At 69.6% G+C, this 19704-nt stretch carries 17 protein-coding genes; 14 read left to right on the top strand and 3 right to left on the bottom strand.

What is annotated here, in order from left to right; all coding sequences use genetic code 11:
• Nucleotides 1–61 precede the first annotated feature (61 nt).
• Nucleotides 62–1117 (top strand): ferredoxin reductase, encoded by a 1056-nt coding sequence (locus tag HUV60_RS14050; RefSeq protein WP_257850922.1) that lies wholly within the window; start codon nucleotides 62–64, stop codon nucleotides 1115–1117.
• 7 nt (nucleotides 1118–1124) lie between these two features.
• On the top strand, nucleotides 1125–2243 hold the full coding sequence (locus HUV60_RS14045; RefSeq protein ID WP_257850923.1) for a fatty acid desaturase family protein: 1119 nt from the start codon (nucleotides 1125–1127) through the stop codon (nucleotides 2241–2243).
• Nucleotides 2244–2478: 235 nt separating this feature from the next.
• On the opposite strand, the gene HUV60_RS14040 is transcribed toward HUV60_RS14045, so the two are convergent.
• Both HUV60_RS14040 and HUV60_RS14035 read right to left on the bottom strand, forming a co-directional pair.
• A complete protein-coding gene (locus HUV60_RS14040; RefSeq protein WP_257850924.1) occupies nucleotides 2479–3597 on the bottom strand; it encodes a LacI family DNA-binding transcriptional regulator in 1119 nt (372 codons plus the stop codon).
• 81 nt (nucleotides 3598–3678) lie between these two features.
• Nucleotides 3679–4698, bottom strand: coding sequence for a LacI family DNA-binding transcriptional regulator (locus HUV60_RS14035; RefSeq protein ID WP_257850925.1), 1020 nt, complete (start codon nucleotides 4696–4698; stop codon nucleotides 3679–3681).
• A 367-nt stretch (nucleotides 4699–5065) separates the two neighbouring features.
• Between HUV60_RS14035 and HUV60_RS14030 the strand changes: the two genes are divergently transcribed.
• From HUV60_RS14030 to HUV60_RS13995, 8 genes are all read left to right on the top strand, one after another.
• Nucleotides 5066–6262: an extracellular solute-binding protein gene (locus tag HUV60_RS14030; protein ID WP_257850926.1), complete on the top strand. Its 1197-nt coding sequence runs from the start codon at nucleotides 5066–5068 to the stop codon at nucleotides 6260–6262.
• Nucleotides 6259–7368 (top strand): ABC transporter ATP-binding protein, encoded by a 1110-nt coding sequence (locus tag HUV60_RS14025; RefSeq protein WP_257850927.1) that lies wholly within the window; start codon nucleotides 6259–6261, stop codon nucleotides 7366–7368. Before HUV60_RS14030 ends, HUV60_RS14025 begins: the two co-directional genes overlap by 4 nt.
• On the top strand, nucleotides 7365–8288 hold the full coding sequence (locus tag HUV60_RS14020; protein WP_257850928.1) for an ABC transporter permease: 924 nt from the start codon (nucleotides 7365–7367) through the stop codon (nucleotides 8286–8288). The genes HUV60_RS14025 and HUV60_RS14020 overlap by 4 nt, the downstream gene beginning before the upstream one ends.
• Nucleotides 8285–9127 carry an ABC transporter permease gene (locus HUV60_RS14015; RefSeq protein ID WP_257850929.1) on the top strand — a complete coding sequence of 281 codons (843 nt, stop codon included), beginning with the start codon at nucleotides 8285–8287 and terminating at the stop codon, nucleotides 9125–9127. Before HUV60_RS14020 ends, HUV60_RS14015 begins: the two co-directional genes overlap by 4 nt.
• Before the next feature lie 11 nt (nucleotides 9128–9138).
• Nucleotides 9139–10266, top strand: coding sequence for a Gfo/Idh/MocA family protein (locus HUV60_RS14010; RefSeq protein ID WP_257850930.1), 1128 nt, complete (start codon nucleotides 9139–9141; stop codon nucleotides 10264–10266).
• 11 nt (nucleotides 10267–10277) lie between these two features.
• Nucleotides 10278–11177: a PmoA family protein gene (locus HUV60_RS14005; RefSeq protein ID WP_257850931.1), complete on the top strand. Its 900-nt coding sequence runs from the start codon at nucleotides 10278–10280 to the stop codon at nucleotides 11175–11177.
• The gene (locus HUV60_RS14000) at nucleotides 11171–11875 is read left to right on the top strand and encodes a cupin domain-containing protein (RefSeq protein ID WP_257850932.1); all 705 of its coding nucleotides are present in this window, start codon (nucleotides 11171–11173) and stop codon (nucleotides 11873–11875) included. Before HUV60_RS14005 ends, HUV60_RS14000 begins: the two co-directional genes overlap by 7 nt.
• Before the next feature lie 86 nt (nucleotides 11876–11961).
• Nucleotides 11962–13722 carry a hypothetical protein gene (locus tag HUV60_RS13995; RefSeq protein WP_257850933.1) on the top strand — a complete coding sequence of 587 codons (1761 nt, stop codon included), beginning with the start codon at nucleotides 11962–11964 and terminating at the stop codon, nucleotides 13720–13722.
• Nucleotides 13723–14143: 421 nt separating this feature from the next.
• Here the strand turns inward: HUV60_RS13995 and HUV60_RS13990 are convergent, their stop codons facing one another.
• Nucleotides 14144–14581 (bottom strand): hypothetical protein, encoded by a 438-nt coding sequence (locus HUV60_RS13990; RefSeq protein ID WP_003992141.1) that lies wholly within the window; start codon nucleotides 14579–14581, stop codon nucleotides 14144–14146.
• A 619-nt stretch (nucleotides 14582–15200) separates the two neighbouring features.
• Between HUV60_RS13990 and hemL the strand changes: the two genes are divergently transcribed.
• The 4 genes from hemL to HUV60_RS13970 all read left to right on the top strand — a co-directional run bounded on the left by hemL (nucleotide 15201) and on the right by HUV60_RS13970 (nucleotide 19703).
• On the top strand, nucleotides 15201–16517 hold the full coding sequence (hemL, locus tag HUV60_RS13985; RefSeq protein ID WP_257850935.1) for a glutamate-1-semialdehyde 2,1-aminomutase: 1317 nt from the start codon (nucleotides 15201–15203) through the stop codon (nucleotides 16515–16517).
• A gap of 89 nt (nucleotides 16518–16606) precedes the next feature.
• Nucleotides 16607–17269, top strand: a complete 663-nt coding sequence (locus HUV60_RS13980; protein ID WP_257851734.1) for a histidine phosphatase family protein — start codon at nucleotides 16607–16609, stop codon at nucleotides 17267–17269.
• A 380-nt stretch (nucleotides 17270–17649) separates the two neighbouring features.
• Nucleotides 17650–19062, top strand: a complete 1413-nt coding sequence (locus HUV60_RS13975; protein WP_269441183.1) for a hypothetical protein — start codon at nucleotides 17650–17652, stop codon at nucleotides 19060–19062.
• Nucleotides 19059–19703: a TlpA family protein disulfide reductase gene (locus HUV60_RS13970; protein ID WP_257850937.1), complete on the top strand. Its 645-nt coding sequence runs from the start codon at nucleotides 19059–19061 to the stop codon at nucleotides 19701–19703. Before HUV60_RS13975 ends, HUV60_RS13970 begins: the two co-directional genes overlap by 4 nt.
• Nucleotide 19704 lies beyond the last annotated feature (1 nt).

The following is a 19704-nucleotide window of genomic DNA, read 5'->3' as shown; positions in this document are numbered from 1 at the left end:
TCGGCCAGATTCACGTCCTGCGGTCAGGACTTTACGCCTTGAGGCGCAGCAAGCTGGAGTCATGACGAGTGCGGCCCTGCGCAGCAGGGCGTGGAAACTGCTGGAGATGGTCACGACGCCGCTGCTGCCGTCGGACTACCTCGACCTGGTCAGCCCGCTGCGTGCGAGCGCTGACCTGCGTGGGCGCATCGAGGCCGTGCACCCCGAGACGGGTGACGCCGCGACTATCGTGATCAGGCCGGGGCGGGGCTGGCGCGGCCACACAGCCGGTCAGTACGTGCGGATCGGGGTCGACGTCGACGGGGTGCGTCTGTGGCGTGCCTACTCCATCACCTCGCCGACGAACCGTCAGGACGGCCGCGTCACGATCACCGTGAAGGCGATCCCGGACGGCAAGGTCAGCAACCACCTGGTCGGCAGGGTGAAACCGGGCACGCTGATCCAGCTCGACCAGGCGACCGGTGACTTCGTGCTGCAGCAGGCGAAGCCCGCCAAGGTGCTCTACCTGACGGCCGGCAGCGGCATCACGCCCGTGATGGGCATGCTGCGCGACGTCGAGTTCGACGACGTCGTCATGGTCCACTGCGCTCCACAGCCGCGCGACGTGATCTTCCGCAACGAACTGCACGACCTGGTCGCGGACAAGAAGCTGCGGCTCACCGAGGTGCACACCGACACAGACGGCATGCTCGACATCGCCCGTCTCGACGAGCTCGTGCCCGACTGGGCCGAGCGCGAGACCTGGGCTTGTGGGCCCGCGGGCCTGCTCGACGCCGCCGAAGATCACTGGACCGGGCACGGCGTACGAGAGCGCCTGCACACCGAACGCTTCCGCCCCAGCATCGTCGCCGCCGGCGACGGCGGCGAGGTCACGTTCAGCGCCACCGGCAAGACCGTCGACGCGGACGGCGCCACGCCGTTGCTGGACATCGGCGAGGAGGCCGGCGTGCTCATGCCCTCCGGGTGCCGCATGGGCATCTGCTTCGGCTGCGTCACGCCGCTCAGGGCGGGCGCCGTCCGCGACCTGCGCACCGGCGAGATCACCGAGGCCGAGCCGGGCGTCCTCATCCAGACCTGTGTGTCCGCCGCGGCGGGCCCCTGCGACATCGAACGGTAGGAGCACCTTGACCGCCATCGACCCCACCGCCCACCTGACCGCGGAGCAGATCGAGGAGCTTGGCCGCGAGCTGGACGCGATCCGCGACGAGGTGATCGCCGGCCGCGGCGAGAAGGACGCCGCCTACATCCGTAAGGTCATCTCGGTGCAGCGCAAGCTCGAGCTGGTCAGCAGGGGCGTACTGCTGTTCTCGATCTTCCCGCCCGCGTGGCTGCTCGGCACCGCCGGTCTGTCCGTGGCGAAGATCATGGACAACATGGAGATCGGCCACAACGTCCTGCACGGCCAGTGGGACTGGATGCGAGACCCGAAGATTCACTCCACCACCTGGGAGTGGGATCACGTCTCGCCGTCCGAGCAGTGGAAGCACTCGCACAACGAGCTGCACCACACGTACACCAACGTGATCGGCAAGGACAACGACCTCGGCTACGGCATCATGCGCGTCGACGAGGACCAGAAGTGGCACCCGTTCCACCTCGGCCAGCCGCTGTGGAACTTCATCAATGCCTGCTTCTTCGAGTACGGCATCGCAGCGTACGACCTGGAGCTCGGCAAGAACCTGCACAAGCGCCGCCGCAAGAACCCGGAGTTCCGCGCGCGGGCCAAGGCCGTGGGCCGCAAGATCCGCAAGCAGGTACTCAAGGACTACGTGATCCACCCGCTGCTGTCGGGCCCGTCGTTCCTCACCACGCTCGCCGCCACGTTCACCGCGAATCTGGTCCGCAACATCTGGTCCCACTCGGTGATCATGTGCGGGCACTTCCCCGAGGGCGTGCAGGTCTTCGAGCGCCGGTCGATCAAGGGCGAGACGCGCGGCCAGTGGTACCTGCGCCAGATGATGGGCTCGGCGAACATCAGCGGCAGCAGGGCCATGCACTTCATGACCGGCAACCTGTCGCACCAGATCGAGCACCACCTGTTCCCGGACCTGCCGAGCAACCGGTACGCCGAGGTCGCGGTGAAGGTGCGCGCGCTGTTCGAAAAGTACGAGCTGGAGTACGTCACCGGGCCGCTGCCCAAGCAGGTGTTCTCCGCGTGGCGCAAGGTCTTCCGGCTCTCGCTGCCGAACAAGAGGCCCAAGGCCAAGACGCCGGGGCGCGAGCAGGAGCTCGTCGCGGCCTGATTCCCGGGGGCGGGACCGTGGCCGGGCCGACCACGCTGGACAAGGAGGGCCGGGTTTGGCTCGTGCCGCCCCGATTCATCCCATCCGGACGGCGGGGAGAAAGTTCTCCGCCCTCTGTCCACAGGCTGACGGGCCGTGCGGCCCCTCAGAAACCAGGGGATCGACAGGCGCCGTACCCGACCAAGGCGAGGTCACCCGGCGCGCCCTGCACCTGACGACCCACATGGAGGGGTACCTACACGGACGGTCCGGTCGGCGAACGGCCGGACGCCGGGGCGCGAGGGGTGCTCTCCCGGACATGGACGGTCGTCGGGATGTGCACCGGGTGGGCCTCCTCGCCGGACAGCCCGAGCCGGACCGCTTCGCTTCCGGCTTCTCTGAGCGGCACGGCGACCGTGGTCAGCGCGGGTACGACGTCGCTCGCCGAGCTGATGTCGTCGAAACCGGCCACTGCGATGTCACGGCCGGGCTCCAGGCCCGCGTCCCGCAGCGCGGTCATCACACCGATCGCCATCGTGTCGCTCACCGCGAAGATCAACTCGATGTCGCCCAGACCGCGTTCGACCAGCTCGCGAGCCGCGTCGTAGCCTCCGCTGCGGGTGAACCGGGTGCGTATGAGGATCTGCTCATCGGTCTCGATGCCGGATGCGCGCAAACCTGTGGTGAACCCCTTGCACCGGTCGAGCGAGGTCTTGATGCGGTCGGGACCGCAGATGATCGCGTACCGCCGATAGCCTGCCTGCACCATGGTCCGGGCCAGCATTTCGGCTCCGTGTGTGTCGTCGACGGTGACCGTGGGGAAGGGAAGGCCTGGCTGGCTGATCAGCACCACGCGACCTCCGGTGGCCCGGTACTGTGCGAGTTCGTCGATGAGCTCCTGCTCGGTCTCGCTGTCGTTGATCCGGCTGCCGGCGATGACGATGATCTGCGGACGGTGACCTCGTAGCCCTCTGGCGAGCTCCAGTTCGCGACGGGGGGAACGGTCGGCGACGGTCATGGTGACGACGAGCCCGTTCGCCTCCGCCGCATCGGTGATCCCGGCGGCCACGGCGGAGTAGTAGGGATCGGCCACGTCGCTCACCACGAGCGCCACGGTCTGGGTTGACCCCTTGGCCGTGGCCTGTGCCGAGGCGTTGGGTACATAGCCGAGCCTGGCCGCGGCGTCGCGCACACGCGCGAGGTTTTCCGGCCGGACGCCGCGGCTGCCGCCGTTGAGGGCTCGGGACGCTGTGGCGAGGGAGACCCCCGCTTCCGTGGCGACGTCCTGCAGGGTCACCGAGGCGGGCTCCGGTTCGGCGGCCCGCGTGCGGCGTGGAGTCGCGCCGGATCCGGACCTGCTGTCCAGTGCGGACATCGTATGCCTTTCACCGTCAGTAACTGTCGACGTCCAGTATGGCAATCGCTTTCCGCAGTGTGGTCGCGGGGCGGCGCACAGTCAAGGGCACGGTGCTCGCCTGCCCCTCGGCATGGTGCTGCCCCGGATGACCAGATGGCCCTGGACCGTCAGGGTCGTCGGTTCGTGGCGGTCGGCCAGCGCCAGCTGGATGGCGGTCGCCCCCATATCGGTCAAGGGCAGTGCGAACGTGGTCAGTTGAGGCGTGACGTCAACCGCGAGCTGGATGTCGTCGATTCCCGTCACCGACACGTCGTGGGGGACGCTGACACCGGCGTCGCGGAGTGCCGACATCGCGCCGATGGCGACCGCGTCGTTGACGGCGAGGACGGCGTCGACCGCCGTCATCCCCTGGCCGGCCAGTGCGCGGGCCGCTTCGAAGCCGCCTCGGCGGTCGCCCGTGCAGTTCACCGTGCGGATGGCCGCGGCGGGGACTCCTGCGCTGGTCAGCCCGCCGACGAAGCCGGAGGCGCGCGCCGAGAGGTTCGCCGTGCCCTGTTGGGATCCGAGGACCACCACGTTGCGGTGTCCGGATCGCGCGATGTAGTCGCCGACGCAGTATCCGGCGCCGTGGTTGTCCAGGTCGATCGAGTCGAACGCCTCCTCCGCGGCGCCGACGATGACGACCCGGCCGCCCTCGCGCTCGTACGCCCGCAACTCCTTGAGCAGTCGCTCTCCGAGCCGGTTGCCCTGCAGTCGCCCGGAGGTGAGCACCAGCGCCTTCGGCCGCAGCCCGCGCAGCAGTCGGACGGTCTGCAGTTGCCTGTCCGGGGTGGCGCGAGTCGAGGACACGGTGACGAACGCGCCCGATTTCCGGGCCTGCCTCTCCATCGCCGCGACCACCATGCCCATGGAAGGTGTGGTCAGGTCGTCCGCGACGAGTGCGACCGCCTCACTGGCCCGTCGCATGGCCCGTGCGGACGCGTTCAGTGTGTAACGCAGGTCCGCGGCGGCCGTGCGTACGCGTTCGGCGGTCGCCTTCGACACCGAGTGGGTGCTGCCCCCCAGGACGCGGGAAGCAGTCGTGATCGAGACGCCCGCCGCAGCAGCGACATCACGCAACGTGACAGGGGATCTGGCCGCTTCGGGCATCGGGCTGCCTCCTCTGGTGTCGGACGCCGGCCGCGCCACTGCGCGCAACGGGGCGATTCTTGCTCGAGAGCACCGGTGGACGTCTCACCGGTGATCCTCCATCTTGTGATGACAAGGCGTCAACGATCTCATTTGCCCAGTTCACGGGCTGTAGAGATCGATGGGTGGTCCACTCCGACGGCGTCATGGCCGGACGGGCGAGAGTGTTCCGATCACATGACGAGAGAGTATCGACGTATGCATTGACACGTATTCGGGGCTGGCCCTACCGTCCGGAAAGCGATTTCCTTCGCCGCCGCCGGGCACTCGGACCCGGTGATTGAGGAAGGCCTGTCCCATGAAGATCAGATCAGCCGTACGTGTCTCTGGTTTGCTGGCCGCAACTCTCTTCGCTTCGGCCTGTTCGACGCCCGAAATACAGTCTCTGCCCGAAGCACCGGCCTCGGCTCCCGCGCTGCCCGATTCCCCGGTCAAGCTGAACATCCTGGACGTGTCGGGCGACTTGGCCCACATGCAGCCGGTGATCGAGAACTACAAGAAGGCACACCCCAAGCTCGTCTCCGGCATCACCTACGAGACGGGGGCACCCGCCGACGCGGCCGGCAAACTCGCCGCCCAGCAGTCCGCCGGCAGAGTCTCGATCGACGTCGTGCTGACGGGCATCGAAGGGCTGTCCAACATGCGGGCGCAGAAGACGCTGGTGCAGCTCACGCCGGCCTACGAGTCGGCCCTGCCCGAGCTGTCCTCGCAGCTCACCGAGGCGGGTTCGGTGATGCAGAAGGCGGGCGACGGGTTCGGCATCACTGACTCCGCCGACCCCAACGGCCCTCTGCTGACCTACTCCAAGTCCCGGGTCGGCACCCCGCCCACCACACCGGAGGAGTTGCTGGCATGGGCCAAGAAGCACCCCGGCAAGTTCAGCTATGCCAATCCGACCGGCGGTTCTGGCCCGGCCAACCAGTTCATCGACGCGCTGCCGCACATGCTCGGTGACACCAACCCGGACGACCCCAAGACCTGGGACAAGACCTGGGCGTACCTGGCCGAGCTCAACAAGTACACCGGGACCTATTACGCCAAGACCGCCGAGTCCTTCGACGCCGTGACCAAGGGCGCCATCGACATGACGGTCACCTCCGGCGGCTGGGACCAGCAGCAGCACGCCAACGGAACGCTGGGCAAGGACATCGAGGTCGCCGCCTTCGACGATCCCAAGCTCGTCATCGAGGGCCGGTACGTCACGGTGCCGCGCGGGATCGAGGCGGAAAAGCTGGCCGTGGTCCTCGACCTGGCCAAGTGGATGCTCAAGCCGGACCAGCAGGCACTCACCTACGCCCTGCACGGCAGCGGTTTCCCGGTCAAGGGCGTCACGCCCGGCCTCGCGCCGAAGGACATCGCGGCAGTGTTCGAGGAGTTCGGCAGGCCGGAGCTGGTCGAGAAGCTGCAGCAGGGAACGCCGATCGCCCCGATGGCGGGTGCTGACGTGCAGGCCAAGTTCGCGGAGTGGAACGAAAAGATCGGATCGAAGAAGTGAGTCGCGCGGCAACGTTCGGCGAGTTGCGGATCGACGGGCTGGGCCGCCGCTACCCCAATGGTTTCACCGCTCTGGACGGGCTCGACCTTACCGTGAAGGGGGGTGAGTTCATCGCCTTCCTCGGTCCGTCGGGCTGCGGCAAATCCACCGCGCTGAACCTGCTGGCGGGGCTCTTGGACCCGACCAGCGGATCGATCTGGATCGACGAGCAGCAGGTGGACACGCTGCCGTCGGAGAAGCGCAACTTCGGCATGGTCTTCCAGAACTACGCGCTGTTCCCGCACCTGACCGTCGCCGAGAACGTCGCGTTCGGGCTGCGGATGCGCAAGGTGGGCAAGGCCGAGCGGGTCGAGCGGGTCCGCAAGGCGCTCGACCTCGTGCAGCTGGGCGAGCAGGCGGACAAGCATCCCGGGCAGCTCTCCGGCGGGCAGCAGCAGCGGGTCGCCATCGCCCGGGCGATCGTGGTCGAGCCCCGGCTCGTGCTGATGGACGAGCCGTTGTCCAACCTGGACGCCAAGTTGCGGCTGGACATGCGCACGGAGATCCGGCTGCTGCACCAGGAGCTCGGCCTCACCACCGTGTACGTCACCCACGACCAGGCCGAGGCGTTGTCCCTGGCCGACCGGCTGGTGGTCATGCGCAGCGGCGTGGTGCAGCAGATAGGCATTCCGTCGGAGGTGTACGAGAGCCCGGCCAACGCGTTCGTCGCCGCGTTCGTCGGCTACCGCAACGCGCTTCCGGCCCGCATGGCGGCGGGAACCGTCGAGATCGCCGGCCTCGGCTGGGCGTTCCCCGGTGGGCGCGCGCAGGGGGCCCACGGCGAGGCGGTGGCCATGATTCGCCCGGACGACCTGCTCATCGGTGGTCAGAAGACCAGCAGGCCGATCCCGCTCACGGTCCGGGTGTGCGAGTACCAAGGGCGGACGTTCGCGGTCGAGGGGCGCACCGCTGACGGCACGGTGGTGCATGCCTACTCGCTGGAGCCTCTCTCACCGGGCAGTGTCGTCGACGCCAACGTGAAGCCGGAGCGGATCCAGGTCTTCCCCTCCGACGCGGAGCTCGGAGCGCAGGAGCTCGCCCTGGTCGCGAGTGGTGGACAGCCGTGAGCGCCGTCGTCGCGAACTCGCGGAGTGCCGGCGGCCGGGGCGCCGTGCGCCGGTGGGCCCGTGCGCGGGGGATCACCCCGGTGCTGTGGCTGGTCGTCCCCGGCGTGCTGTTCATGCTGGTGTTCTTCGTCTACCCGCTGTTCTACGGCCTCGGACTGTCGTTCCAGGGCAAGGACGGTCCGCTCTCGGCCTACCAGGCGTTCTTCGACAACCGCCTGGTCGACAACCAGGGCAGCCGTGAGTCCCTCCTCATCACACTGCAACTCGCGCTACTGGCCTCGCTGATCAACGTCGGGGCCGCGCTGCCCATCGCGTACCGGATGCGGGGTCCGGTGCGGGGCAAGCGGGTCATCACGGCCGTGGTGCTCATCCCGATGACGCTCGGGACGGTGTTCGTCGCCTCGGCGATGAACAACTTCCTCGGCCCGGCGGGCTGGTTCAACAAGGCCTTGCTGACTGTCGGGCTGGTCGACGAGCCGCTCGCGCTGACCGGCAACTTCCTCGGCGTACTGCTGTCACTGGTGATCAGCGGTTTCCCGTTCGCGTTCCTGTTGATGCTCGGCTACGCCTCGGGCATCGACCCGAGTCTGGAGAAGGCCGCTGCCGTGCTGGGCGCGGACGCCCGGGCCAGGTTCCGGCTGATCGCGCTGCCGCTCCTGCTGCCAGGGCTGACGATCACGTTCTGTCTGTCGTTCGTGCTCGCGTTCGGGGTGTTCCCCTCGGCGACCCTGGTCGGCAACGACGCGGGCCCCACCCGGGTGTTGTCCAAGATCGCCTATACCGAGTACACCAACGCCCAGTACGCCACCGCGTCGGCCACCGCGGTCATCATGGCGGTCATCCAACTGATGGTGATCGGACTGGTCTTCGCACTGCGCAGCAAGCTCTACCGCGGCTCGACCGCAGGGGGTAAAGGATGACCGCCGAGATCACCGCGCGCCGCCGTCACGCCTTCACTCTCACCGGTGCGGTCACCTGGACAGGTCTGTGGACGTTCATCGGCGGTCTGCTGGTCGCTGTGCTGGTGGTCGTCCTGGCGTCGTTCACCCAGCAGCTCAGCAGCGGGTGGCTGCCGGCACAGGTCACCACCACGTGGTACTCCGGCGCATGGTCCTACTTCGACCTCCCGAGTCTGCTGACCACGACGCTGATCGTCGCGGTCGCCGTGGTGGCGCTGTCGCTCCTGGTGGCGATCCCGACGGCCTTCGCTCTGTCCCGGCTGGACTTCCCCGGCAAGCGCCTGGTGCTGGTGCTGTTCCTGGTGCCCCAGGTCATCCCGACCATGAGCTACGCCGTGCCGCTGGCCACCTTGGTGTACCAGCTGCGGCTCAACGACACCATCGCCGGGCTCGTGCTGGTGAACCTGGTGCCGGCGCTTCCCTTCGCCGTCCTGGTCCTCATCCCGTTCGTGGACCAGATCGACCCACGCGTCGAGGACGCCGCCCGCGTGTTCGGCGCGGGGATGCGCCAGGTGTTCCTGCGGGTGCTGACCCCGCTGATGGTTCCCGGCCTGCTGGCCGCCGGTGTGCTGGTCCTGGTCCGCGTGGTCGGCCAGTTCGAGCTGACCTTCCTGGTCGCCGGACCCAACAGCCAGACCATCGTCGTGGCCCTGTTCGGGGCATCGCTGCAGGCAGGCCAACTTCCCTCGCAGCAGATCGACGCGATGGCCGTCGTGTACATGCTCACCACGCTCGTCCTGCTCATGATCGCCCTGCGGTTCGTCGACCCGACATCCGTCGCCGCACGCAACCGCCGTTGAGGAGTAGCCCCATGACGAACAAACCCGTACGGGTCGCCCTGGTGGGCACCGGCGGCATAGCGGAGGGTGCGCACCTGCCCGCCCTGGCCGCCCAGGGTGATCGCGTACAGGTCGTCGCCGCCTGCGACGTCGACCCCGACCGTGTCAAGTCGTTCTGCGACACCCACGGCATCCCCGGCTCCTACACGGATCTGGGAGAGATGCTCAAGAACACCCGGCCGGACCTGGTGCACCTGTGCACACCGCCGAGCCTGCACGCCGAACAGGCCCGGCAGTGCCTGCTGGCGGGTGCCTGGGTATGGCTGGAGAAGCCGCCCTGTCTGTCCCTGGCCGAGTACGACCTGATCACCGAGGCCGAGCGGCTGGGCGGCGCCTACGCCAGCGTGGTGTTCCAGCACCGCTTCGGCGCGGCGGGTCGACACGCGACCGATCTGATCGCCTCCGGCGGCCTCGGCCGCCCGCTGGTCGCGCACTGCAGCACCACCTGGTACCGCTCGCACGCCTACTACGAGGTGCCGTGGCGCGGCACCTGGGACAGCGAGGGCGGCGGTCCGACCATGGGCCACGGCATCCACCAGATGGACCTACTGCTGGCGCTGCTCGGGGACTGGAGCGAGGTGACCGCCATGGCGGGCCGACTGGACCGCGACGTGGAGACCGAGGACGTCTCGATGGCGATCGTGCGGTTCGACAGCGGCACGCTGGCGACCGTGGTCAACAGCGTGCTGTCCCCGCGCGAGGAGAGCTACATCCGCGTGGACCTCACCGACGCCACCGTAGAGGTCGAGCACCTGTACGGCTACCGCAACGACGACTGGACCTACACCCCGGCCCCGCATGTGGACGACCAGGAGCGCATCGCCCGCTGGTCGGCTCCCGCCGGCGACGAACCCAGTTCCCACGCCGCCCAGCTGACCGCCCTGCTCGACGCCTACGACCGGGGCGAGCGACCCCCGGTGAGCGGTGCGGACGGTCGGCGCACGCTGGAGCTGGTGACCGCCGTCTACCGCTCGGCGTTCACGCGTACCACCGTCGCGCGCGCGGACCTGACTCCGGCGGACCCCTTCTACCACCGGCTGCACGGCGACACCGACGGCTGGGCCCCCAGCCCGTCCTGCTCCTCCACCGAAAGCGAGTGATCTTGTCCTCCTTGGAACTGAGCCGCGACGAGACCTCGCTCAGCCTGACCGGGCACGGGGTGGAACTGCTGCGCTACACCTTTGACTCCGACACGATCCCCTCGGAGTGCCCCGCGCCGTACCTGCACCCTCTGCGCACGCTGGGCGGTCAGGCCGTCACGGCGAACCGGCCGCACGACCACCGCTGGCACAAAGGGCTGGCCATGACCCTGTCGCACGTCTCGGGACAGAACTTCTGGGGCGGGCCGACCTTCGACGCTTCCGCACCCGGCCACGGGTACGTCCAACTCGACAATGTCGGGCGTCTGAGGCACGAGGGCTTCGACGAAATCGAATGCGACGGGCAGGAGTTGGTGCTGGCCGAGCGGGTGACATGGGTGACCGCGCACGGCGAGGAATGGCTCACCGAGGTGCGCACCCTGCGTGTTCACGACGTGGACACGACCGCGGGGGCGTGGGAGCTGCGCTTCGGCACGGCGCTGACCAACGTGAGCGGCCGCGACCTGGAGATCGGCAGCCCCACCACGGCGGGCAGGCCCGACGCCGGCTACACGGGCCTGTTCTGGCGCGGCCCGCGGGACATGGCCCACGGCACGGTTCTCGCCGACGGGGACCTCGAAGGCGGCGAGGTCATGGGCCGCTCCGCGTCGTGGCTCGCGTACTCCTCCCCGCACGACGAGGTCGACGCGGCCTCCACGCTCGTCTTCGAGCAGGACCCCGGCGAGGAGGGGCGGACCCACTGGTTCGTGCGCAGCGAGCCGTTCCCCGCCGTCGCCCCGTCCCCGGCCTTCCACGAGGAACTCGTCCTGCCCGACGGGGACGTCCTGCGACGCCACTCCCGGATCGTCGTCGCCGACGGACTGTGGGACCGCGCCGCCATCACCGGACACCTCAAGGAGCACCCGTGGTGACCTTCCCCGGCGGCACCGGGCTCTCGGGGCTGGAGGTCTACCCCTGGGAGGCCGCCGACGGCTGTCACGGCGGGTCACCCCACCTGCACACCGTCTGCACCGAGGGCTATGTCGTCGTGGCGGGCGGCGGTGAACTGCAGACCCTCACCGCGCAGGGGTACACCTCCGTACCCCTGCGGACGGGCACCGTCGCCTGGTTCAGCCCGGGCACGGTGCACCGCGCGGTCAACCACGGCGGCCTTCGGGTGATCGTGGTGATGCAGAACGCCGGCCTGCCCGAGGCGGGCGACGCCGTCCTCACCTTCCCGCCCGATGTGCTGGCCGACGCCGACCGCTACCGCGCCGCCGCCACCCTGGACCCCGCCGACCCCGAAGGCTCCGCCCGGCGCCGACGGGATCTGGCCGTCGCCGGGTTCCAGACCTTGCGCGACCACCTGGCCGACGGCAACCCCGAGCCGCTCCTCACCCTTTACCGCCAGGCCGCGGCGTTGGTACGGCCACGGGCGGCCGCATGGCGTGACATCGTCACTGCCGGCCCCGCGGCGGCGGTCGCGGCCAGTTCCCGGCACATCGACGCGCTGCTGGAATCAGACAGCTCCCACCTGCGGGAGGCGCAGGTCATGTCAGCGGACGCCCCGGCTCCGGATGATCGCGCCTTCGGCATGTGCGGCCGCCTCGACACCTACCGGATGACCTGACCCCCGAAACCCCTGTCCTTCGTCCCGGTGACGGAGGACAGGGCGAGCAGACCCTCACGCACGACAACCGAAGGGAGATCTCAACGATGAGAATCCTCAAAGTGCTCACCGCGACCGTGGCCGGGGCGCTCTTGAGCACCCTGGTCGGGGTGACACCCGCGCAAGCGGACTCGATCACGGTGACGGTGGACTACGGCGCCGACGTAGGTCCGTCCAACCAGGTCGCCAGCGGCTATCTCCACGGGATCGACGCCACCTCACCCGCCCAGTACCTCATCGACGGCGTCAAGGTCCGGGCGATCCGCGGCGCGGACCACCACCCGAACCTGCCCAGCCTGTTCGACCACCCCACCTACGACCGCGTCAAGGACACCGGCGCACGGCTGCAGGTCGGCGTCTACTACTACGTCGCTGACCCCAACCACCCCGACCGCAGCTACCGGCCGGGAGACGGCGGCGACCAGGACCGCTGGCGGAAGATCGTCAACAGCGTCTACGACGAAGCGCAGACGGGTGACTACGACGTCGAATCCTGGATCACCTGGAACGAACCGGACCTGCAGTGGAACACCACCGCGCGGCCCTTCACCAGCTACCTCGCCGCGCACAACGTCGCCTACGACACCCTGAAGGCCCGTGACCCCGCACTCAAGGTGCAGGCGCCGGAACTGTCCGGCTACAACTTCGCGCGGCTCACGCAGTTCCTCACCTACTGCAAGCAGAACGACTGCCTGCCCGAGGTGCTGTCCTGGCACGAGCTCACCGCCGGCGCGCCCGACATCCCGGGGCACACCGCCCAGATCAAGCAGTGGATGATCGACAACGGCATCGCCCCGATGCCCATCGCGATCACCGAGTACCAGGGCACCGGATACGGCAAGGCGGACGCGTGGGACGCGGGCGTCAACGTCCGCTATCTCGCCCAGTTCGAGCGCAGCGTGCCCAACGGCCTGACCGACGGGCTCTACTCCGCCTGGGAGTGGGTCGGGGACAACCCGGCCTTCGTGGCGACCCTGGGCAACGCCGCGACCCGGAGCGCGGCCCTGCCCCGGGGCGTGTGGTGGAACTACAACACCTACAAGGACATGACCGGGCGGCTCGCGCGCACCACGTCGTCCGCCGAGGCCACCGTGGACGCCTTCACTGCCGTCGACACCGCCCAGCGCCGCTCCACCGGCCTGATAGGCAACCAGACCGCGGCCGCGCACACGGTCACCCTGGACCTGCGTAACATTCCCGCCGCCCTGCAGCGCAGCGGCAAGATCCGGCTTCGCGCCACCCGCTTCGACGACGTCGCGCAGCTGACCAACCCGGTCAAGGTCCTGGAGGCCGACTACACGGTCACCGGCAACACGGCACGGATCAGCCTGCCCGCGCTGCCGGCCAGTGCCTCGCTGCGTTTCGACGTCAGCCCGGTCATCGCGGGCAGCCCCAGGACGGTCTACGAGGCCGAGTCGCTGCCCGTCACCTCGACCTCGGGCGTCGTGCGCCGCAACTTCGCCGAGGAGGGAGCCAGCGCGGGCCAGGCCAGCGCCGTGGAGTCCACCGCAGTCGGCCAGTCCGTGACCTACACGGTCAACGTGCCCGCCACGGGGCGCTATGAGCTCAGCGCCTATCTCAAGAGGCTGGCGAACCGGGGCTTCTTCCAGCTCTACGTCGACGGTAAGGCCTTCGGCCCGCCCCAGGACGAGTACGGCACCGCCGCGGAGTACTACCGGACCACCTTCGGTCACCTCCCCCTCACGGTCGGTCAACACACCCTGCAGTTCAAGGTCGTCGGGAAGAACGCCGCCTCCGGCAACCACTGGATGACGTTCGACCGCTTCGAATTGTTCCCCCTGACCTGACCTGACCGAGGCGTACGGGTGATCGGAGGCCGAGGCCGACCGGTCACCCCTGCTCCGGACCCCACTGCCGACGGGGTCTATCGTGGTTCAGGTATTTCTAGGCCCCCTCGGCCTCCGACGTTCTCGTTGATCGTCGTGGGGTCGCCCGGGTGGGTGGTGGGGCCTGATCTTGCGGTGCAGGTGTGGCGGCAGGGAAGCATCGGTGGTGCTTTGCGTCGCCTGCTGACTCTGCTGCTCCATTGCGGAGAGTGACGCCGCCCCGTCGACGGACCGGCGTCACTCTCCGCAATGGAGCAACAGAGTCACCGCCCCCGGCGAAACCAACGTGCCCTCAGTATGTCCTGGCCGTCCGACGGCCCCTCCCCGGAACGAAAAAGGGCGAGGCCCGAAGACCCGCGCCCGGCCCCTGCGAAACCCCGGCTCAGGGCCACACCAGGCAGTAGGCCTGATGCCCCGCCTCGTGCAGCCGATGCGAGAAGTCCTGCCACTCGTGCAGCAGTTGGTAGACGTTGAAGGCGTCGCGGGGGCCGCCGCGGTCCGGGACGGTGGACCAGATGAAGGCGGCCGCGCCCACCGCTTCCTCGCCTATGCCGCGGAGGGGGTCGACGACGGTCATCGGGAGTTTCACGACCGCGTAGTCGGGGTGCAGGACGACCAGTTCCAGCGGCGGCACCTTGTGCAGGGGGACACCTTCGATGCCGGTGAGGACCATGGCGGCCATCGTCTCCGGCTTGATCTTGGTGAACATGCCGTTCATGCCGAGCTCGTCGCCGCCGAGTTCCTCGGGGCGCATCGAGATCGGGACGCGGGCGGCGGTGGCGCCGTCCGGCGCGCCGAAATACTTGTAGGTCACCCCCACTCGCCCACCACTCCTGCTTCCCGCACTCGACGGGCTGATCGACTCGGCCTCGCCCGGAGCACCGTGTGCCCGACGGGCCTCGTCCACCTCTTCCGCCTCGCGCCGGTGCTTTCCCCGCCGGGAACGCCGAGGGCCGAGGTCGTCGGTTCCCTCGCCCAGTCCGCCACCGCGATGCATATCTCCACCCGACTACTTTTCTAGGCCGCGTGGCCCCGCCGCGCAACCTGATCATCGTGTCAGTGACCTCCCCCACGGCCGCACGCCGAAACGTACGGTGTCGCATCTGCCCGCGGGTCCTTCCCAGCATCCGGCCGCCCCGGGCCGGTGAGCTGTGTGCACTCCCACGCCAGTTTCGCAGATCACGGGCGATTCGGGACCGGATGCCGCTGCGGGTGGCCGGATACCCGAGCCCGTGAACGGCCGCGCGGGGCGACCGTACTGAACAGGCATGCGAAATGGTTGTACGAACAGGTGGTACGGGCAGGTGGGGCCGGATTACTCACCGGGACCGCCGCGGGTCTCGGTGGCCCCCGGCTCCCCGCCCGCGCCTGGCCTACCCTGAACAGGTCACTCGCAGCCCGAGTCCGAGATGTCGGAGAGGTCGGAGAAGTCGCAGGTCATGAGCGAACTGCCATACCCATACGAAGCCCAAGCCTCGCAGGCGCTGTTCGACCGTGCCGCGGCCGTCACACCCGGTGGCGTGAATTCGCCGGTACGTGCCTTCCGGGCCGTCGGCGGCACGCCCCGGTTCATGGTGTCCGGCACCGGCCCGTACCTGACCGACGCCGACGGGCGGGAGTACGTCGACCTCGTCTGCTCCTGGGGGCCGATGATCCTCGGGCATGCGCACCCCGAGGTGATCGCCGCCGTGCAGGACGCCGTCGCGCGCGGTACCTCCTTCGGGACGCCCGGTGAGGGCGAGGTCGCGCTCGCCGAGGAGATGGTCGCCCGGATCGAGCCCCTGGAGCAGGTCCGGCTCGTCTCCAGCGGCACCGAGGCCACCATGTCGGCCATCCGGCTCGCCCGCGGTTTCACGCGGCGCGCCAAGGTGATCAAGTTCGCCGGCTGCTACCACGGGCACGTCGACGCGCTGCTCGCCGCCGCCGGGTCGGGCGTCGCCACCTTCGCCCTGCCGGACACCCCCGGTGTCACCGGCGCCCAGGCCGGCGACACGATCGTCCTGCCCTACAACGACCCCGACGCCGTGCGCGCCGCCTTCGCCGCGCACCCGGGTGAGATCGCCTGCGTGATCACCGAGGCGTCCCCGGGCAACATGGGTGTCGTACCGCCGCTGCCCGGGTTCAACCAGGGGCTCAAGGAGGCCTGCGCCGCGCACGGCGCGCTGTACATCTCCGACGAGGTGATGACCGGTTTCCGTACCAGCCGCGCCGGGTGGTACGGCGTCGACGGCGTGCGGCCCGACCTGATGACCTTCGGCAAGGTGATGGGCGGCGGCTTCCCGGCCGCGGCCTTCGGCGGGCGGGCCGACGTCATGGCGCACCTCGCCCCCGCCGGGCCCGTCTACCAGGCCGGCACCCTCTCCGGGAACCCCGTCGCCACCGCCGCCGGGCTCGCCCAGCTGCGGCTGCTCGACGCCGCCGCGTACGACACGGTGGACGCCGTCTCCGCGCGGATCCAGTCCCTCGTCACCGAGGCGCTGACCAAGGAGGGCGTCGCACACACGCTGCAGAACGCCTCCAACATGTTCTCCGTCTTCTTCACCGACCGGCCGGTCAGGAACTACGAGGACGCAAAGGCGCAGGAGTCGTTCCGCTTCACCGCCTTCTTCCACTCCCTCCTCGAGAACGGCGTCTATCTGCCGCCCTCGTCCTTCGAATCCTGGTTCGTGTCCACCGCGCACGACGACCGGGCCGTCCAGCGGATCGCCGACGCCCTCCCCGCGGCGGCCCGGGCGGCAGCAGAGGCGACGGCATGAGCGACGGCACGGGTACCAGCAGGAACAGCGGCGGGAGCGACGGCACGGGTGCGGGAAAGAAAGGCGGGGACATCACCGTCGTCCATCTCATGCGGCACGGCGAGGTCCACAACCCGGACGGCGTCCTCTACGGCCGGCTCCCCGGCTACCAGCTCTCCGAACTGGGCCGGCGCATGGCCGACCGGGTCGGCGAGCACCTCGCCTCCCGCGACATCGTCCACGTCGGTGCCTCCCCGCTGGAGCGGGCCCAGGAGACGGCACAGCCGATCGCCAAGGCGCACGGCCTGGACGTCGCCACCGACGACCGGCTCCTCGAGGCCGGGAACGTCTTCCAGGGCAAGACCTTCGGCGTCGGTGACGGCGCCCTGCGCCGCCCCGGGAACTGGAAGCACCTCGTCAACCCGTTCAAGCCGTCCTGGGGCGAGCCGTACGCCGAGCAGGTCGTCCGCATGACGGGCGCGCTCGACGCGGCCAAGGACGCGGCGCGCGGTCACGAGGCGGTGCTGGTCAGCCACCAGCTGCCGATCTGGATCGTGCGCTCCCACATCGAGAAGCGGAGGCTGTGGCACGACCCGCGCAAGCGGCAGTGCACGCTCGCCTCGCTGACCACCTTCACCTACCTGGGCGACAGGATCGTCTCCGTCGGCTACAGCGAGCCGGTCCGCGATCTCGTCCCCGCCCATCTCCTCGCCGGCGCCAAACCGGTGAAGGGGAAGGGAGGCACCCCGCAGGGCAAGGCCTTCGGCGCGTAGGCCTGACCGGCGGGGCATGCCGGAGGCGCGGGGGCGCGGTATGCCCCGCCCGAGCTCTTCGGGCAGGGGGGCGCCCCCGGCGCCCCCCTCGCGTCGACGCCCTCCTCCGCCCTGCGACGGGACGCGGCGGCCCCTGCTCGCCCCGGCCGGACGGATACCGCCGGTCACCTCCGGCCTGATCTGCCGGGCAGGCACCGACGTACCCGACGTGCGATGCCCGGCCCGTGAGGCGTGCTGCGCACCCGGAGACCCGGCGTACCCGGTGCCCGGCACGCCCTCGTGACGCTCGTTGCCGAACCTTCGCACAAGACGGGGAACTTCTGTTCCCGTCACGTCCTCTGAGTGAGTGACCACCAGAGGACGCGACGATCGGGGATGTCATGCGCGCGCTCACCCGCAGGGGGATGCTCGGACTCGGAGCAGGGACCGCCGCGGCGGTCCCGCTGACCGGCTGCGGCAGCGGCACGGGCTCGGGCTCGGGCGGCTCGAGGCGTACGGGCGGACCGAAGGACGGCGACCGTCCCGGGAAGCCCAAGCCGGCGAAGACCGCCCGGCCGATCGGTGACGGCTCCACCGCCTTCACCGGAAAGCAGCCCCACCAGCCCTCCCGGCCGGTGCCGCTGGAGCCGGGTCAGGCGCCGCCGCAGTTCGTCGTCTTCTCCTGGGACGGGGCCGGCGAGGTCGGCAACGGGCTCTTCCCGCGCTTCCTGGACCTCGCCGAGCGGCACAAGGCCCACATGACGTTCTTCCTCTCCGGCATCTACCTGCTGCCCGAGTCGAAGAAGCGGCTGTACGACCCGCCCAACAACCCGCGCGGCGCCTCCGACATCGGCTACCTGACCGACGACCACATCAAGGACACGCTGAGGAACATCCGCCGCGCCTGGCTCGAGGGCCACGAGATCGGCACCCACTTCAACGGCCACTTCTGTGCCGGCTCCGGCAGCGTCGGCACCTGGTCCCCGCAGCAGTGGCGCAGTGAGATCGACCAGGCGAAGTCCTTCGTCAAGGAGTGGCGGACCAACTCCGGCTGGACGGACCTGCCGTCCCTGCCGTTCGACTATGACAAGGAGCTCGTCGGCGGCCGCACGCCCTGCCTGCTCGGCCGGGACAACCTGCTCACCACCGCCCGCGACCTGGGCTGGCGCTACGACGCCTCCTCGCCCGGCGGCCTCCAGGTCTGGCCGTCGAAGCGCCGGGGGATGTGGGACCTGCCCCTGCAGCAGATCCCGCTCCCCGGCCGGTCCTTCGAGGTCCTGTCGATGGACTACAACATCCTCGCCAACCAGTCCGTCAACTCCACCAACGCGCCCGCGAGCAACCACCCCGCCTGGCGGGAACAGGCGACCCGGGCGTACATATCGGGATTCAAGCGCGCGTACGAGACGAACCGGGCGCCCTTCTTCGTGGGCAACCACTTCGAGCAGTGGAACGGCGGCATCTACATGGACGCCGTCGAGGGTGTCATCGAGCACATCGCGCGGGAGGAGGGCAAGGGCGGCGACGTCCGCATGGTCTCCTTCCGGCAGTTCGTCGACTGGCTGGACGTGCAGGAGCCCGAGGTGCTGGAGCGGCTGCGCACACTGGGGGTCGGGCAGAAACCGGCCGGTGGCTGGAAGGGCTTCCTGGGCGGTCCGGGGGGCTCGGGCGGGCCGGGCGGCTCCGGAGCCGCCGGGCCGGGGGCCGGGGCGGGCTCGGGGAGGGCGCCGCGAGCGGCGCCTGATATGCGGGTTTCCGTCCGCAAGGGGGGTGCCCGAGAGCCCCGGAACGGGCATGCGAAACTTTTCACATGAGTGCCGCCAGCCGCGCCCCCCAGCGCTCGAACCGCGCCACCCGAGTTCACGCCGTCCGCGCGCGCCGCCGTGCCGTCCTGGCCACCGGAACCGCGGTGGCGGCCCTGCTGCTCTCCGCGTGCGGTTCCGGCGGAACCTCCGGCGGGGGCGGCAACACCAACTTCGTCACCGGCGCCGACGGCATCTCCACCGTCGCCAGGGGCGAGCGCGTCGCCGCGCCCGACCTGTCCGGCAAGACGATCGAGGGCGAACACCTCGACGTCGCCGCCTTCCGGGGCAAGGTCGTCGTCCTCAACGTGTGGGGCTCCTGGTGCAACCCGTGCCGCGCGGAGGCCAAGTACTTCGCCAAGGTGTCCGAGGACTACGCCGGCCGGGACGTGCAGTTCGTCGGCATCAACACCCGCGACACCAGTACCGGGTCGGCGCTCGCCTTCGAGAAGGACTTCGGCATCACCTACCCGAGCCTGTACGACCCCACGGGCAAGCTGATGCTCCGCTTCGAGAAGGGCACCCTCAACCCGCAGGCGATCCCCTCCACCCTGATCCTGGACCGGGACGGGAAGGTCGCCGCCCGATCGCTCACCGCGCTCAGCGAGGAACGGCTGCTGAAGATGCTCGAGCCGGTCGTCGCGGAGAAGTGAC

Origin of the sequence: Streptomyces sp. KMM 9044 (assembly GCF_024701375.2) — a bacterium.
Classification (GTDB): domain Bacteria; phylum Actinomycetota; class Actinomycetes; order Streptomycetales; family Streptomycetaceae; genus Streptomyces.
Note: the sequence above shows the minus strand (reverse complement) of the source record. Positions and strands in the feature narration are given on the sequence as shown.

Bases quoted from the DNA above. Each gene is read 5' to 3' on its own strand.
- HUV60_RS13995 (WP_257850933.1), top strand. From the start codon at position 11,962: ATGAGAATCCTCAAAGTGCTCACCGCGACCGTGGCCGGGGCGCTCTTG.
- hemL (WP_257850935.1), top strand. From the start codon at position 15,201: ATGAGCGAACTGCCATACCCATACGAAGCCCAAGCCTCGCAGGCGCTG.
- HUV60_RS14015 (WP_257850929.1), top strand. From the start codon at position 8,285: ATGACCGCCGAGATCACCGCGCGCCGCCGTCACGCCTTCACTCTCACC.
- HUV60_RS13980 (WP_257851734.1), top strand. From the start codon at position 16,607: ATGCGGCACGGCGAGGTCCACAACCCGGACGGCGTCCTCTACGGCCGG.
- HUV60_RS14050 (WP_257850922.1), top strand. From the start codon at position 62: ATGACGAGTGCGGCCCTGCGCAGCAGGGCGTGGAAACTGCTGGAGATG.
- HUV60_RS13975 (WP_269441183.1), top strand. From the start codon at position 17,650: ATGCGCGCGCTCACCCGCAGGGGGATGCTCGGACTCGGAGCAGGGACC.
- HUV60_RS14010 (WP_257850930.1), top strand. From the start codon at position 9,139: ATGACGAACAAACCCGTACGGGTCGCCCTGGTGGGCACCGGCGGCATA.
- HUV60_RS13970 (WP_257850937.1), top strand. From the start codon at position 19,059: ATGAGTGCCGCCAGCCGCGCCCCCCAGCGCTCGAACCGCGCCACCCGA.
- HUV60_RS14040 (WP_257850924.1), bottom strand. From the start codon at position 3,597: ATGTCCGCACTGGACAGCAGGTCCGGATCCGGCGCGACTCCACGCCGC.
- HUV60_RS14030 (WP_257850926.1), top strand. From the start codon at position 5,066: ATGAAGATCAGATCAGCCGTACGTGTCTCTGGTTTGCTGGCCGCAACT.